The sequence below is a fragment of the Chryseolinea soli genome (genome assembly GCF_003589925.1).
GTDB lineage: Bacteria > Bacteroidota > Bacteroidia > Cytophagales > Cyclobacteriaceae > Chryseolinea > Chryseolinea soli.
The window spans coordinates 2713491-2726862 of the sequence record NZ_CP032382.1; the positions used below are offsets into that span (position 1 = coordinate 2713491).

Genomic DNA, 13372 nt, shown 5'->3' on the forward strand with positions numbered 1-13372 from the left:
GATAAGGTTACATGCCGATGATCAACTTCTGGCCGGGCTTGAGCTGGCTGTTGTTGAGGTTGTTCAGGCTCTTGATCTTTTCGATGGTGAGGCCTTCAAATTTCTTAGAGATTTCCCACAGCGTGTCGCCGGGTTGAACCGTATAGGTCTTTGAATCCGGAAGGGCTACGGGCGCTGCCGCCGTCTTGGTTGTGCGGGCCGAAGCCATTGCCGTGGTGGCACGTGCCGGCTCGTGCAGCCAGATGTTCAATCGTTGGCCTGCGCGAATGTTGTTGTTGTGCAGGTTGTTCCATTTTTTCAGATCGGCCAGGCGAACACCATGACGCATGGCAATCGATCCCAGCACGTCGCCGCTGCGCACTTTGTAGGTGATGCGGTCGCGGCCATAGGTTGAGCCTGCTGTATTTTTTGCCAGCAACTCTAAGTCTTTCTTGCCCACTTTCGCCGCGGAATCCAGGATCGATCGGCGATCGGCCAACAACTTTTCTTTCGAACCTACAGGGACGTATAGGGTATACGTTCTGCTGGTTTCCGGAATAGCGTTGTGCTGAATCGAGGGATTGAGCTTTTGCATGTCTTCCAGGCAGGTACCCGTGAGGTTGGCAAACGTTTCGAAGTGGAGGAATTTGGTTACTTGCACCGTATCGTACTTGGGCAGCATCTCTTCGCCTTCGTCGAAGAAGTTATGCTCGTCCAGGTAGTTCATGGCGTAGGTGATGGCTACGAATTGGGGAACATATGAACGCGTTTCGCGGGGGAGGTTGGGATAAATTTCCCAGAAAGTATGCTTGTATCCGGAACGGCGAATGGCTCGCTTCACGTTGCCGGGGCCGGTGTTGTAGGCCGCCAGGGCCATCTCCCAGTCATGGAACATGCTGTAGAGATCACGCAGGTAGCGGCAGGCTGCTTCCGTGGCTTTCTCCGGGTCCATGCGGTCGTCGATGTACCAGTCGTTGTTCAATCCATAATGTCTGCCGGTGGCCGACATGAATTGCCAGAGACCCACCGCACGTGCACGCGATACGGCGCGGGGATTCAACCCCGATTCGATGATGGAAAGGTATTTCAACTCATCGGGCAAGCCGTATTTGGCAAGACATTTTTCAAAGATCGGGAAGTAAAGATTTTTGCGGCGCATCATCATGCGGGTGTACTCGCGGTCTTTCACCGTGAAGTAGTTGATGAAGGCATGGATGCGTTCGTTGTACACCAGCGGCATGGTCTTTTGAATACACGCCAACCGGTCGGCAATGGTGGCCGGATCGTCGTCGCCGGGAATGTGCTCCAGCTCGCTGGGCAAGGCGAAATAAACGAAGTCGGCGGTGTCCTCTTTAAAGAGCATGTCCTCTTCTGCCACGGCCACTTCCAGGGAGTCGACCACCGACAAGGAGTCGAGTGCCGCCACCGGAACTTGGCTGAGGGCCGGGAAGGCGGTCAGCGATAAAAATAGCGCAGCAAAGAGACAAGCTTTTTTGCCGACAGGGGCCGAGGGCATGATCGTTTGATCAGCGACGGAAAAAATGGTACAGCGAAGACCGTTTCTCATGAGGGGTCACGTCAAGAGTGTGTTTGAAAAATGCAACAATTTCGATTCCTCGAAATCATCGGCGATCACTTGCAGTCCGATGGGTAAGCCTTGTTTGTCCGTACCACACGGTATGGCAATGGCCGGCACACCCACCACATTAGCCTGAACGGAAAAAAGATCCGCCAAGTACATTTCCAAAGGATTGTCCGTATGCTCGCCCAGCTTGAAAGCTGTGGTGGGCGTTATGGGCATCACGATGAAATCATAGTGCTTCAATATTTCTTTTGTCTTGTCGCGAATGAGGCGACGGACTTTCTGAGCCTTCGTGTAATAGGCGTCGTAGTAGCTGGCGCTCAGTACGAACGTGCCCAGCAAAATGCGACGCTGCACTTCTTTCCCGAAACCCTCCGAGCGGCTCTTTTTGTAGAGCGATCCCAGGTCGGTGGCCTGCTGGCTTCTGTAGCCATAGCGCACGCCGTCGTAGCGGGAAAGGTTGGAGCTGGCTTCGGCCGTTGCCAGAATGTAGTAAGTTGGTAAAACAAATTCCTGTAATGGGAAATCAATTACCTCCACACTGTGGCCGTCGGCCTTGATGGCGTCCAGCTTGGCCAAAATACTCTCCTTTATTTCGGGTTGCAGGCCTTGAGAATCGTCGATCTCGCGGACATAGGCAACCCTGTATTTCTTGTTGTCGGACGCTTGCAGGGCCTTGGAATAGCTCGGCACGGGCAATTGCGAGACGGTGCTGTCCACCTCGTCCGGGCCGGCAATCACTTCCAGCACCAGGGCAACATCTTCCACCGACTTTCCGAATATACCAATACAATCAAAAGACGAGCCATAAGCGATCAACCCAAACCGGGAGATGCGCGAATAGGTGGGTTTTAGTCCCACCAGTCCGCAAAACGCTGCGGGTTGACGCACCGAACCACCCGTATCCGAGCCCAGCGAAACCTGGCACATATCGGCCTGAACGGCAACCGCCGAGCCGCCGGAAGAACCTCCAGGGACACGGGTATTGTCGGCGTCGTTCAGCACCGGGCCAAACGCTGAGTTCTCGTTGGAAGAACCCATGGCAAATTCGTCGCAGTTTTGGCGGCCGATGATGATGGCGTCTTCGTCGAGAAGGCGCTGCACGGCCGTACCATTGAATTGGGAGATGAAACCATCCAGCACGCGGCTGCTGGCTTGCAGGGGGTGGTCTTTATAGGCGAGAACGTCTTTCAGGCCCACGACGAGCCCGGCAAGTTTTCCCGCCGTACCAAGTTTTATTTTTTTGTCGATTTCAGCAGCTCGCGCGAGCGCTTCATCTTCATACACGCTCAGAAAAGCATTGAGGTGCTTTTTTTTCTTAATGTTGTTCAGATGAAAACGGACAATATCCTGACAGGAGCGTTTTCCGTGCTGCAGATCGTTTTGAGTTTCCCGAAATGTAGCTTGCGTCTTCAACACTTATTTTCCGTCGTCAAGTTTTGCAGAATCGCCCGCGTCTTCAAGATCCTTCTTCACGTCTTTCACGGAATCCTTGAATTCACGAACACCTTTACCCAGTCCTTTCATGAATTCGGGAATTTTCTTTGCGCCGAAAAACACGAGGATGAATAAACCGATGAGCAGAATCTCTTGGAAACCAACCCCACTTAAAAACAAAAATGTAGCTTTCATGGCCTTTAATTTTAAACGTAAAGGCAAAAGTAGGGTAAAAAAGGATAGTATCAAATGAATGGGACCGGGATGTTGGCGGCTGGTTACCAGCGGTTAAAGGGCTCCCTTTTCAGGTTAAATACTGGGACCGTTTTCACCCCTTTTTCGTCAGACATTACATACCCGAACAAGCGTTCACTTTCGCTTGCTGCAACATCACAAAATGCGCGCCGGGCTAAGTATTTTTTAAGTAAAAAAACGGAGTCTTCAGGGATTTACACTCACATGTTTTTCAACCACGAGGAGGGGTCCAGCGCTGTGGTGTTCTTGAAGATCTGAAAGCGCAGTTCGGACACGCCTTCATTGTTGGAAAGCACTTTGCCGATCTCTTGGTTGGTGGTCACTTTTTGTCCGCTCCGAACGAATACTTCCTTCAGGCCGGCATACACCGTGAGATACTCGCCATGTTTGATGATCACCGTGCTACCCAGTCCTTGAATAAAGGCTACGCGACGTACCTCGCCTTCGAAAATGCTCTTCACTTTTTCGTTCTCCTGCGTCTGAATGTTCACGCCATTGTTCTGCACCACAACGCCTTTGAGCACGGAGTGATTTTGCCGGCCAAACCGTTGCGACACAAAGCCCGAAGACACGGGCCACATGAATTTGTTCCGGTTCTCTTCAAACGAATTGGACAACGTCACGGCAACCTCGGATTTCTTGGAGCGGGCGGCGCGTTCCATTTCTTCTTTGATGAGGTCTTCGATGAGCTTGTCGAGTTTGGCTACGGCCTTCTTTGTTTCCTCCAGGTCTTTGCGCAGTTTCTTCTCTTCCTTCTCCAGCGACTTCACCAGTGAATTTTGCTTTTGCTTTAACGAGATCAGGTTCGTGCCTTCCCGCTGTTCTTCGTTCAGGAGTTTGTTCTTCTCCTCGCGGCGCACGCGGATTTCGGCGACGTGGCCCGAAAGTTCTTCCTGCACCTTCGTGATCTGTTCGGCTTGCAGCTTGCGGGTTTCGGCATATTGATCCATGTAGCGCAGGCGCATGACCAATTGATCGAACGATTTTGAAGAGAAGAGAAAGGTCAGACGAGTGGTACTGTTGTTGGCCTTTTGTGCGGCGAACAGCATGGCGCTGTATTCTTTTTTGAGGTCGTCGAGATCTTCTTCCAACACCACGATGATGTCGTTGTTGTCGCTGATCTCGCTGTCGAGAAAATTGACTTCGCCTTTGATGGAGCCGACCAGTTTTTCCTGTTCGTGGACGCGCTGGTTCAGGGCGTTGAGTTCGCCCAGGGAATTTTTCTTTTGGGCAGATGTTTCTTCGATGATCTTTTCAACCTCTTTGATCTTCTCCAGGTTCTGCTGTTTTTCCTTTTGAAGCTGGGCCTTTGACTTTTGGGCCACAGCAGGAAAAGAAAGAAAACCGAAGATCAGAAAGAGCCACGCACATTTACCGGCGTTCATATCGCTTGGGTATGTTGAATGGAAACTTCAGCTCTTTGTCACCCACCTCGGCCTTGTTGTACTCAAAGATGATGGTCGTGTTCAGCAATCCGCCCAAGGTCTTGTAAAATAAATTGATCGTACCATTGTAGGGGAACAACGCGGGACCTACCGGTTGAAAATTCGAATAATTGACGATGAGTGAGTTGTCGCTGTTACCTTCTTTCATCTCCACTTTTTCCAGTTTTTTGCTGGCGCTGTTAATGAAGTTGTCCACCATAACGCCGTTGGTTGCAGCCCGTTGCTTCAATACGAAGTAGGAGCTTTCCTGTTGCACCTGGTCCGAGTCGCTGCGGGGCATGATGAGGTTGCCCAACATGGCCGCCTGGATCACCTTGTAGTTGATCTCGAAATTGTAGCGCTTGGAAAGCTCGGCGTAGTCGAACACATAGTATTCTTTGTCGACGTTGCTCACTACCGTGATGGAGTCTTTGTTGATGAGGGCTTTGCCGCCTTGCACGCCGATCACGGAAAATGTCATCCAGATCACGCTGTCTTTGCGCACGCGGATGTTGGCCTTCACTTCGCGTTCTTTCTTGGCGTCTCTCAGGATCATACGGGCCTTGCCGTGAAAATATTCGAAATCAACTTCCTGCACATCGAGCGCGGGCTTCGCGACGGCGGCGGGAAGGGTTGTGGGAGCAACCTTTTTACTACAGGACATTATCAGCGCGGAGAAGCCGATGAGCAAGATCCAGAGGCGTTTATTCATAGATTTTCCGGTTCGCAATTTTTTTGTTTAACAATTCACTGTTGGCATTCAATCCGCGGGCCTTCTCCCATTGCTGCACCGCGCCGGTTACATCACCAAGTTGAAAAAGTATATCGCCATAGTGCTCAAAATGCGTGGCATTGGCATTGCCCGTCGAAATGGCCCGCTCGATGGCCTTGCGCGCCTCTTTGTATTTCTGGCGTGTATAGAGCACCCAGGCATACGTATCCAGAAACGTTGGATTGTCCGGATTATTCTTCATGAGCGACGATGCCATTTTTTCGGCCTTCTCCAGGTTCACTTTCCGCAGCGCCAGAAAATAGCTGTAGTTGTTCAAGACGGCGTCGTTGTTGGGGTTGATGGTCAGCGCGTCGTCGTAGGCCTTGTCCGACTTGTCGTAGGCTTTCATGGCGTTGTAGGCATCGCCCAACATGCTGTTGAGTTCGCCTTGCAGGTTGGTGTTTGAGGTCGTCAGCTTTTTGGCTTGCTCCAGGGAGGCAACGGCCTCGGGATATTGACGCTTGCGCAGGTTGGCGTAGCCGTTGAAATAGTGCACCATGCCCTGGTTCGGGAACATGATGAGCGCTTCATCGCTGTGTTTGATCACGTTGTCCCATTGCTCCATCTGGGTTTCGAGGAACAGCAGGTTCTCCCACACTTCAAAGTTCACGTTGCCCAGCTCGATGGCCTGGGAATATTCGCGTTGGGCATCACGCGGCTTGCCGGTGGACAGATAGAGATCGCCGCCGAGGATGTGTACGTTTGGATCGGAGGGGTTGCTTTTCCCCAGCTTTTCCAGCAGGCTGAGCGCAAATTTTTCTTTTTCCGGATCGGCAATGTTCTTGGTCTTGTTCTGATTAAGCTCGGTGTTGTAGGCGCCGAGCATGATCAGCTTGCTGCTCAGCTCCACCGAGGGGTCGTCGAACAAAGTAAGCAACAGGGCGCGGGCTTTGTCTTCCTGGCGGCTGTCGCGGTAGAGACCGGCCAGCAGCATTTTTACGTTGCCCGAGTCGGGATTGGTGACCAGGAATTTTTCCAAATATTTGATGGCATCGGGCCGCATGCCCTTTTGCGACAGCACGTCGGCAAACCCCATGACGTACCGTTCTTCATCGGGGAAGGCGTTGATGAGTTTTTCACCTTCGGCAATACCCTCTTTGGTTTTTCCCTGCTCCAGGTAGATGCGCAGCTTTTGGATGGACGACACCTCGCTGATGCCCAGGGCGCTTTCGGCCCGGTTATAGGTCTTTACAGCGTCGTCGAATTTGTTGGCGTATTGATAGACGGCGGCCAGCTCGTAGAGGTATTCCTCCGATCCTTTCACCTCTTTGATCAGGGCTTCATAGGTTTCGGCAGCCTTGTCGAACTTGGTGAGGCTGCCATAGATGTTGGCGGCCAGCAGGTAGAAGTATTTGTTCTTCTTTTCAAGCTTCAACGCATTTTCCATGCTGAGCGAAGCTTTCAAAAGATCTTCCTGTTTGTTGCTTTGGGAGAGCACTTCGGCCACTTTATAGTGCACCGTGGCGTTGTCGGGTGTGATCTCCAGCGTGCGTTGATAGTAGAGGAGGGCTTTGGCATAGTCCTCGAGGATGAAGAATTTTTCGCCCTCGGTAAAATAGAACTCCGCTTCCCGGAGCCGGATGCCGGAAGCCTCCACTTCCTCGACGTTTTTCTTTTTTCGCTGGGCAACTGCTGTCCCGGGTGCTGTCCAGGACAACGCCGCTAATAAGGCCAAAACCGTATATACTCTTCTTCCTCTCAATTTCACGTTATTGCATTGAAGTCGCCTAGGCTCAAGTCGAGCTTAGAACCTTCAAAAATAATGAAATTCCCCAACATGCTGTTCTCCAGCATGGCGCTTCGGATGGTCGATTCCCGCTGAATAATGGAGTTTTTGATCCGACTGTCATAAATCCGGGTGTTTTCCCCTACCGAAACATGGGGCCCGATGACGGAATTCTCGATCACAGCCCCCTCGCCCACGAAACATGGGGCGATGATCACGGAATTGACCAATGTGGCCTTTTCCGACACCAGCTTCTGGTCCTTGATGAACTCCAGATAGCGCTGATTGGTCTGCACGGTCACATTTTTGTTGCCACAGTCCAACCACTCCGTCACTTCACCGGTCATGAATTTTGCGCCTTTTTTGGCGTAGCCCTGCAGGGCGGAGGTGAACTGAAACTCGCCCTTGTCTTTAATATTGTTGTCGATCAGGTATTGCATCTCACGCGCCAGGGCGGCGCCGTCCCTGAAAAAGTAGATGCCAATGATGGCCAGGTCCGAAACGAATGTGGAGGGTTTCTCCACCAACTCTATGATTTCTTTTTTATCGTTCAGCTTCACCACGCCAAACTGCGAGGGGTCGTCCACGCGTTGCACCCAGATGATACCGTCCTGGGTGGTGTCGAGCTTGAAGTCGGCCTTGAAGAGTGTGTCGGCGAATGCCACGATGACTTTGCCGGTGAACAACTCCTTGGCGAACAACAAGGCGTGCGAAATGCCAAACGCTTCCTCTTGGTAGTAGATCTTCCCTTCGGCGCCCACTTTGTTGGCGATGGCCTTCAAACTCTCCTCGACTTCTTTTCCAAACGACGGGTGAATGATGAAACCGATGTAGTCGATTTTCTCGGGCGTAACTTTGGCGATGTCCTCCACCAGGCGATGCACAATGGGTTTGCCGGCGATGGGTAAAAGAGGCTTAGGAACCGTGAGTGTGTGCGGGCGCAAGCGTTTGCCCAGTCCTGCCATCGGTATGATTATGTTCATGAAAGGAGAGTTTGTTTTTTGATTCGAGTAAAGCTAAAAAAAAATTACGTCGCAGGCTTTCGGAACGCCGTCTTTTCGAGCGCATAGATGCCCAGTAAGTAAATTCCGATTATCAAACCATGAAACGCCGTGGCCACCCAAATGTTCTCCAGAAAAATAGAATTAACGGCATACACCAGCGCCGTGGTGAAAACGATGTAGGCCATGCTTTTTCCTACATTATAAGGAATGGGATAGAATTTTTGTCCTAACATATAACACACAACCGTCATGGAAAAATAACAGATGAGCGACGCCAGACTGCTGCCGAGATAGCCGAGTATGGGGATCAACAAATAGTTGGCCGCGATCGTCACGATGGCACCACCCACGGTGATGAGCGTGCCAAAATAGGTTCTGTCGGTAAGCTTGAACCACACGGTGAGGTTGTAATACACCCCCAGAAACAAATAGCTTAGCAAAAGGATAGGTACCACATAGAGTCCTTCCCAATACGTCGAATTCCCCAGAAAATATTTCAGAATATCGAGATTGATCCCCGCCCCCAACAGCAACACACAACACACAATGATGAAGTAGTGATTGACGCGTGCAAAAAGCTGGGGAGAATTTTTATCGACGGCATTCGAAAAAAAGAACGGTTCGGCGGCATAACGGAACGCCTGTACGGTGAGGCCCATGAGCATGGCCAGTTTGTAGGATGCGCTGAAGATCCCCAACGCCCGGGCTGGACTTTGGTCGGGATAGAAATCGGCGGGCAGCCACCAATCCAGCGTTTGTCTCGAAAACATTTCGTTGGTCATGCCGGCCAGGCCCATCAGCATAACGGGGTAGCCATACGTGAGCATGGCCAGGGAAATGCTTCGGTTTATGCGCGGTTTCCACGACAGCAACGATTTAGAAAAATAGATCAGGTAAAACGAATTGGCCAGCAAGTTGGCCAGCACCACATAGCCCACGCCTATGGAGGGTTGGTAGGCTATCCTCAGAAAATAAAAGTTCAGCAACATGAGCAAGCCGATGTTGGTGATTTTGCCGATGGCAAATTTCACGGGCTTCCGTTGCAGCCGCAGCCGCGCAAACGGGATGGCCACGGCCGCGTCGATAAACATGATGGCAGCCAGCCACATCACGAGGTCGCCATGACCGGGAATGCCCATGATCCCGGCCAGCGGCCCGGCCGTTAGGAACAAGGTCCCCGCCAGGATAAAACTAATGGAGACAATGACGGTTTGGGCCAGGTCGAACACTTTCTGTTCGTCGGCACCCTCCTTGGTGGAAAACCGGAAATAGGCCGTTTCCATACCAAACGTGAAGAGCACGTTGAGCGCGGCCACATATGCCAGGAGCTTCGACAGCACGCCGTATTGTTCCGGTGAAAATGTGGCAGTGTGGAGGGGCACCAAAAGGAAATTGAGAAAACGGGGAACGATGCTTCCCATTCCATAGAGTACGGTTTCGCCGGCCAGTCGTTTTAGTTTACTCATGCGTAGTGCTGTAGCCTGCAAACATCGCGAGGGGTGGAATCGGTTCTCATCTTTGTGAGCAAGTTTTTAGCGTTTATCAAACCGAAAGGGTTAGCCCCTTATTGGCCTGTGAAATTGGGTTTACGTTTTTCCAAAAAGGCGGTTGTGCCCTCCTTAAAATCCTGAGTGGTGGTGCAGGCGGCGAAGTTTTCGGCTTCAGCGCGGTAACCGTCGGTTTCAAAGCCATAGCCGGCGTTCACGCTTTGGATGGCGCGGGCCACCGCCAGTGGAGATTTGGTCGTTACCTTACCCAGGATATTGTGGGCCAACGCCATCATTTCCTCGCGGGTCGCCACCACATGATTCACCAGGCCGAGTTCTTTGGCTTCCTGGGCCGAGAGGGTGTCGCCGGTAACAATCAGCTCCAGGGCCTTTCCACGGCCGACCAACTGGGCCAACCGTTGCGTGCCGCCATAGCCCGGGATGATTCCCAAACTGATTTCCGGTTGTCCAAATTTGGCATTTTCGGTGGCTATTCTTACATGGCATGCCATGGCCAATTCACAACCCCCGCCCAGGGCGAAACCGTTTACGGCCGCTATGACGGGCTTTGGGCAATCGGCAATCAGCTTGAATAATTGTTGCCCTTTTTCGGCCAAAACCAAAGCCTGTTGGGCATTTAAGGCTGAAAGTTCGCGAATATCCGCCCCGGCAACGAAGGCTTTCTCGCCTTCTCCCGTAATGATGATCCCCCGGGTTTTCACGGATTGGTAGGCTTCTTGTATAATCTCGCGCAGCCCATCCAGAGTTTCGTTATCCAAAGCATTTAGAGCGGCAGGTCTTGACATCGTCACGGTTAACACGTGAGGATGGTCGAAGTGTGTGCGAATATTCTTCATGGGCTTCGTGTGACTAATTTTTGACGAGCGCAACTTATTGACCTTTTGAATAAGGTACAAAGAATATGAAGAAGAGTTTTTTTATCCTGATCCTCACGGTAACGGCCAACCTGGCTCTCGCACAAACCTACACTTCCATTGCCGACGGTAACTGGTCTACTTCCACGAATTGGAGCGGTGGTTCCGTAGCTCCCTTAAGCGGTGGCGGTGGAACGGTTAACGTAAACAACAACCTCACCATTTCAGGCAACTACGCTGTTCCCAACGGAACCATCAACATTGCCGCCGGAAAAACGCTGACCATAAACGGCAACTTCTCCAAAGGTGTTAGCGGTGGTGGTGGTAACGTGAATGTTTACGGCACATTGCACATCACCGGCGACGTCACCCTCAATGCCCCCTTCACGGTTCAGCCCGGCGGTTCTGTTGTCGTCGATGGAAACGTCACGGTGATCAACTCAAGTTACCTCACCATTGGAACGAACGCCGCCGCACCGCCCTATGCCGATATGGTGATACGGAAAGATCTTATCTCTCAAAGCAGTGGTGATATCACCGTGGAGAAGAACGGACGGTTCGCCCTCTTTGGAAATTTTACCGACGATACTTCAGGCGGCACGAAACTGACCATCAAGAGTGGTGGCCAAGTCTATATTGACAAGACGATCACCTTAGTCGGGGGTGGTGACAACGTGAGCAACGCCAACGGCACAACCCCTATCGGCTTTTATATAAATGACCCTAATCCCACCGTGAACACTTCACAAGGTGCCACGTTGACCTCCAACCGGGGCGACAAGGCTTCCATGCAAACCAACGACCCTGCGTTCTATGCGTGGGTGGCGGGCATACCCAACAGTCCACTGCCGGTGAAGCTGGTGTATTTTAAGGCGCAATCAGCGGGTGCTTCCATTCAGCTTACCTGGGCTACTTCGTCGGAAAAGAATTTTCGTTACTTCCAGGTGGAGCGCGCTGCGGAGGATTTGATCTTCAGCGCTGTTGGCGTGGTGGATGCCAAAGGATCGAGTACACTGACGACCTATGCGTTCACCGATGAGAAGCCTTTGAACGGAAAGAATTACTATCGTCTGAAAATGATCGACCTGGACGAATCCTTTGAATATTCTCCTGTCGTAACGGCCACCGGCAAATCTTCATCGAGTGTAAACGTGTATCCAAACCCGATCACGGACAAACAATTCACCGTTGAGTTGAACGATGTGATGGATACACCGGCGCAAGTTGCCGTTTTGGATGGAGCAGGCACGATCATCTTGCGAGCGGAATTGGAGTCCAATACCACGACATTCCAGTTGCCGCAGCATATTTCTTCCGGACTCTATTATCTCCGTATCTCCTCTGGCCACGGCCAGCAGATCATCAAGGTAGCGGTGAGATAAAAGCCGAGCGCTTAGTAGGCCGCCAGGAATTCAGGAAGATGTTTCAGAATATCGGCCGTCATTTCTGGTAAACCAAAACGATGTTGCCAGCCCCAGTCGGTGCGCGCACGCGAGTCGTCGATGGAGCGCGGCCATGAATCGGCGATGCTTTGGCGGAAGTCGGGTGTGTAGGAGATCTGAAAATCAGGGATATGTTTTTTGATCTCTGCCGTGATTTCCTGGGGACAGAAGCTCATGGCGGAGATGTTGTAGCTCGATCTCACTTTGATTTTTTCCGCTGGCGCTTCCATCAGGTCGATGGTGGCCTTCACGGCGTCGTCCATGTACATCATGGGCAGGTAAGTGTCGGACTTTAGAAAGCACTCGTATTTTTTTTCCGTCAGCGCCTGGAAAAAAATGTCTACGGCATAATCCGTGGTGCCGCCGCCGGGTTTTGTTTTGTAGCCGATGAGACCGGGATAGCGGAGGCTGCGCACATCCACCCCGTGTTTTTTGTGATACCAATCGCACCACCGTTCGCCAGCTTGTTTGCTGATGCCGTACACGGTTGTGGGATCCATGATCGTATCCTGCGGCGTATTATTTTTTGGTGTCGTGGGCCCGAAGGCAGCAATGGAGGAGGGCCAATACACCTTCTCTATTTTATAGGCAACCGCGGCGTCGAGCACCGTGATGAGGCCATCCATGTTGAGGTGCCAGGCAAACGCCGGATTTTTTTCACCGGTTGCCGAGAGCACGGCCGCGAGGTGATAGACCTGGGTGAATTTGTTTTTACGGACGAAGTCGACAAAAGCGTCGCGTTTCAATACGTCCAGTATTTCGAAATTTCCTTCGCCTAAGACGCCTTCCGGTTCTTTGATGTCGGTGGCGATCACATTTTCTTTTCCGTGGAGTTTCCACAGTCCTTGCGTCAATTCGGACCCCAGTTGGCCTCCGGCGCCGATAACAAGAATTTTTTGTTTACCCATGTCCTTCCTCTAAATCCGGGGCGAAATTACCAAAATTTACCATTTGGCTACCATGTGTTAGGGCTTGCATTTTAATTAACTTAGCGCCTGTGAATTTTGAAGCCTATTTAACATCGAAAAAAATAGATTCTGCCGCTTTCCAACGCGCGGAGCCGGTCTTGTGGGGACAATGGCAAACCCAGTTTGAGCAAATGCACCCCAACAGCTTCACGATCCAGAAGCTGAACCTGATCAACCCGATCCGCCGGAAATACCAATTAAAAGAGGAGGCCGTAAAAGTTGAGCCGAAACCTCCGGTCATAAAAACCACCGCGGCTGACCCACTCACGGCCGAAAAAGCCGCTGCCGGATCGAGCACGCCAACGCCGGACGCTACGACACCGGATACACCCGAAGCACCTCCGGCTACACCTCGCCCTAAACCTGCAGTGCCCAGACCTGTATTCAAGCCCAAACCAAAACTAAGCTAACGACGCCCTTG

General features: G+C 51.8%; 12 protein-coding genes. 2 read left to right on the forward strand and 10 right to left on the reverse strand.

Annotated features, from left to right (window positions below; translation table 11 throughout):
* Positions 1-7: 7 nt before the first annotated feature.
* The 9 genes from D4L85_RS11710 to D4L85_RS11750 all read right to left on the reverse strand — a co-directional run bounded on the left by D4L85_RS11710 (position 8) and on the right by D4L85_RS11750 (position 10523).
* Positions 8-1546, reverse strand: coding sequence for a lytic transglycosylase domain-containing protein (locus D4L85_RS11710; RefSeq protein ID WP_228450864.1), 1539 nt, complete (start codon positions 1544-1546; stop codon positions 8-10).
* Between the two features lie 6 nt (positions 1547-1552).
* Complete coding sequence (gatA, locus tag D4L85_RS11715) at positions 1553-2977, reverse strand: Asp-tRNA(Asn)/Glu-tRNA(Gln) amidotransferase subunit GatA (RefSeq protein ID WP_119758753.1); 1425 nt, start codon at positions 2975-2977, stop codon at positions 1553-1555.
* A gap of 3 nt (positions 2978-2980) precedes the next feature.
* Positions 2981-3193, reverse strand: coding sequence for a Sec-independent protein translocase subunit TatA/TatB (locus D4L85_RS11720; RefSeq protein ID WP_073133910.1), 213 nt, complete (start codon positions 3191-3193; stop codon positions 2981-2983).
* 260 nt (positions 3194-3453) lie between these two features.
* Positions 3454-4638, reverse strand: coding sequence for a murein hydrolase activator EnvC family protein (locus D4L85_RS11725; protein ID WP_119754484.1), 1185 nt, complete (start codon positions 4636-4638; stop codon positions 3454-3456).
* Positions 4625-5389 carry a lipoprotein insertase outer membrane protein LolB1 gene (lolB1, locus tag D4L85_RS11730; protein WP_119754485.1) on the reverse strand — a complete coding sequence of 255 codons (765 nt, stop codon included), beginning with the start codon at positions 5387-5389 and terminating at the stop codon, positions 4625-4627. The genes D4L85_RS11725 and lolB1 overlap by 14 nt, the downstream gene beginning before the upstream one ends.
* Entirely contained in the window at positions 5382-7151 is a 1770-nt protein-coding gene (locus D4L85_RS11735; RefSeq protein ID WP_160143678.1) for a tetratricopeptide repeat protein, read from the reverse strand. Before D4L85_RS11735 ends, lolB1 begins: the two co-directional genes overlap by 8 nt.
* Positions 7152-7153: 2 nt before the next feature.
* Complete coding sequence (locus D4L85_RS11740) at positions 7154-8158, reverse strand: sugar phosphate nucleotidyltransferase (protein ID WP_119754487.1); 1005 nt, start codon at positions 8156-8158, stop codon at positions 7154-7156.
* A 44-nt stretch (positions 8159-8202) separates the two neighbouring features.
* Positions 8203-9645, reverse strand: coding sequence for a lipopolysaccharide biosynthesis protein (locus D4L85_RS11745; RefSeq protein ID WP_119754488.1), 1443 nt, complete (start codon positions 9643-9645; stop codon positions 8203-8205).
* Positions 9646-9743: 98 nt separating this feature from the next.
* On the reverse strand, positions 9744-10523 hold the full coding sequence (locus D4L85_RS11750; protein ID WP_119754489.1) for an enoyl-CoA hydratase/isomerase family protein: 780 nt from the start codon (positions 10521-10523) through the stop codon (positions 9744-9746).
* Between the two features lie 65 nt (positions 10524-10588).
* Here D4L85_RS11750 and D4L85_RS11755 point away from each other — a divergent pair, with 65 nt between their 5' ends.
* Positions 10589-11923 (forward strand): T9SS type A sorting domain-containing protein, encoded by a 1335-nt coding sequence (locus D4L85_RS11755; protein WP_119754490.1) that lies wholly within the window; start codon positions 10589-10591, stop codon positions 11921-11923.
* Positions 11924-11934: 11 nt separating this feature from the next.
* On the opposite strand, the gene D4L85_RS11760 is transcribed toward D4L85_RS11755, so the two are convergent.
* The gene (locus D4L85_RS11760; RefSeq protein ID WP_119754491.1) at positions 11935-12891 is read right to left on the reverse strand and encodes an NAD-dependent epimerase/dehydratase family protein; all 957 of its coding nucleotides are present in this window, start codon (positions 12889-12891) and stop codon (positions 11935-11937) included.
* An 89-nt stretch (positions 12892-12980) separates the two neighbouring features.
* Between D4L85_RS11760 and D4L85_RS11765 the strand changes: the two genes are divergently transcribed.
* Positions 12981-13361 (forward strand): hypothetical protein, encoded by a 381-nt coding sequence (locus D4L85_RS11765; RefSeq protein WP_119754492.1) that lies wholly within the window; start codon positions 12981-12983, stop codon positions 13359-13361.
* Positions 13362-13372: the final 11 nt, after the last annotated feature.

Excerpts from the sequence above, each read along its gene's own strand:
- D4L85_RS11710 (WP_228450864.1), bottom strand. The coding sequence starts at position 1,546 with ATGAGAAACGGTCTTCGCTGTACCATTTTTTCCGTCGCTGATCAAACG.
- D4L85_RS11720 (WP_073133910.1), bottom strand. The coding sequence starts at position 3,193 with ATGAAAGCTACATTTTTGTTTTTAAGTGGGGTTGGTTTCCAAGAGATT.
- D4L85_RS11725 (WP_119754484.1), bottom strand. The coding sequence starts at position 4,638 with ATGAACGCCGGTAAATGTGCGTGGCTCTTTCTGATCTTCGGTTTTCTT.
- lolB1 (WP_119754485.1), bottom strand. The coding sequence starts at position 5,389 with ATGAATAAACGCCTCTGGATCTTGCTCATCGGCTTCTCCGCGCTGATA.
- D4L85_RS11740 (WP_119754487.1), bottom strand. The coding sequence starts at position 8,158 with ATGAACATAATCATACCGATGGCAGGACTGGGCAAACGCTTGCGCCCG.
- D4L85_RS11745 (WP_119754488.1), bottom strand. The coding sequence starts at position 9,645 with ATGAGTAAACTAAAACGACTGGCCGGCGAAACCGTACTCTATGGAATG.
- D4L85_RS11750 (WP_119754489.1), bottom strand. The coding sequence starts at position 10,523 with ATGAAGAATATTCGCACACACTTCGACCATCCTCACGTGTTAACCGTG.
- D4L85_RS11755 (WP_119754490.1), top strand. The coding sequence starts at position 10,589 with ATGAAGAAGAGTTTTTTTATCCTGATCCTCACGGTAACGGCCAACCTG.
- D4L85_RS11760 (WP_119754491.1), bottom strand. The coding sequence starts at position 12,891 with ATGGGTAAACAAAAAATTCTTGTTATCGGCGCCGGAGGCCAACTGGGG.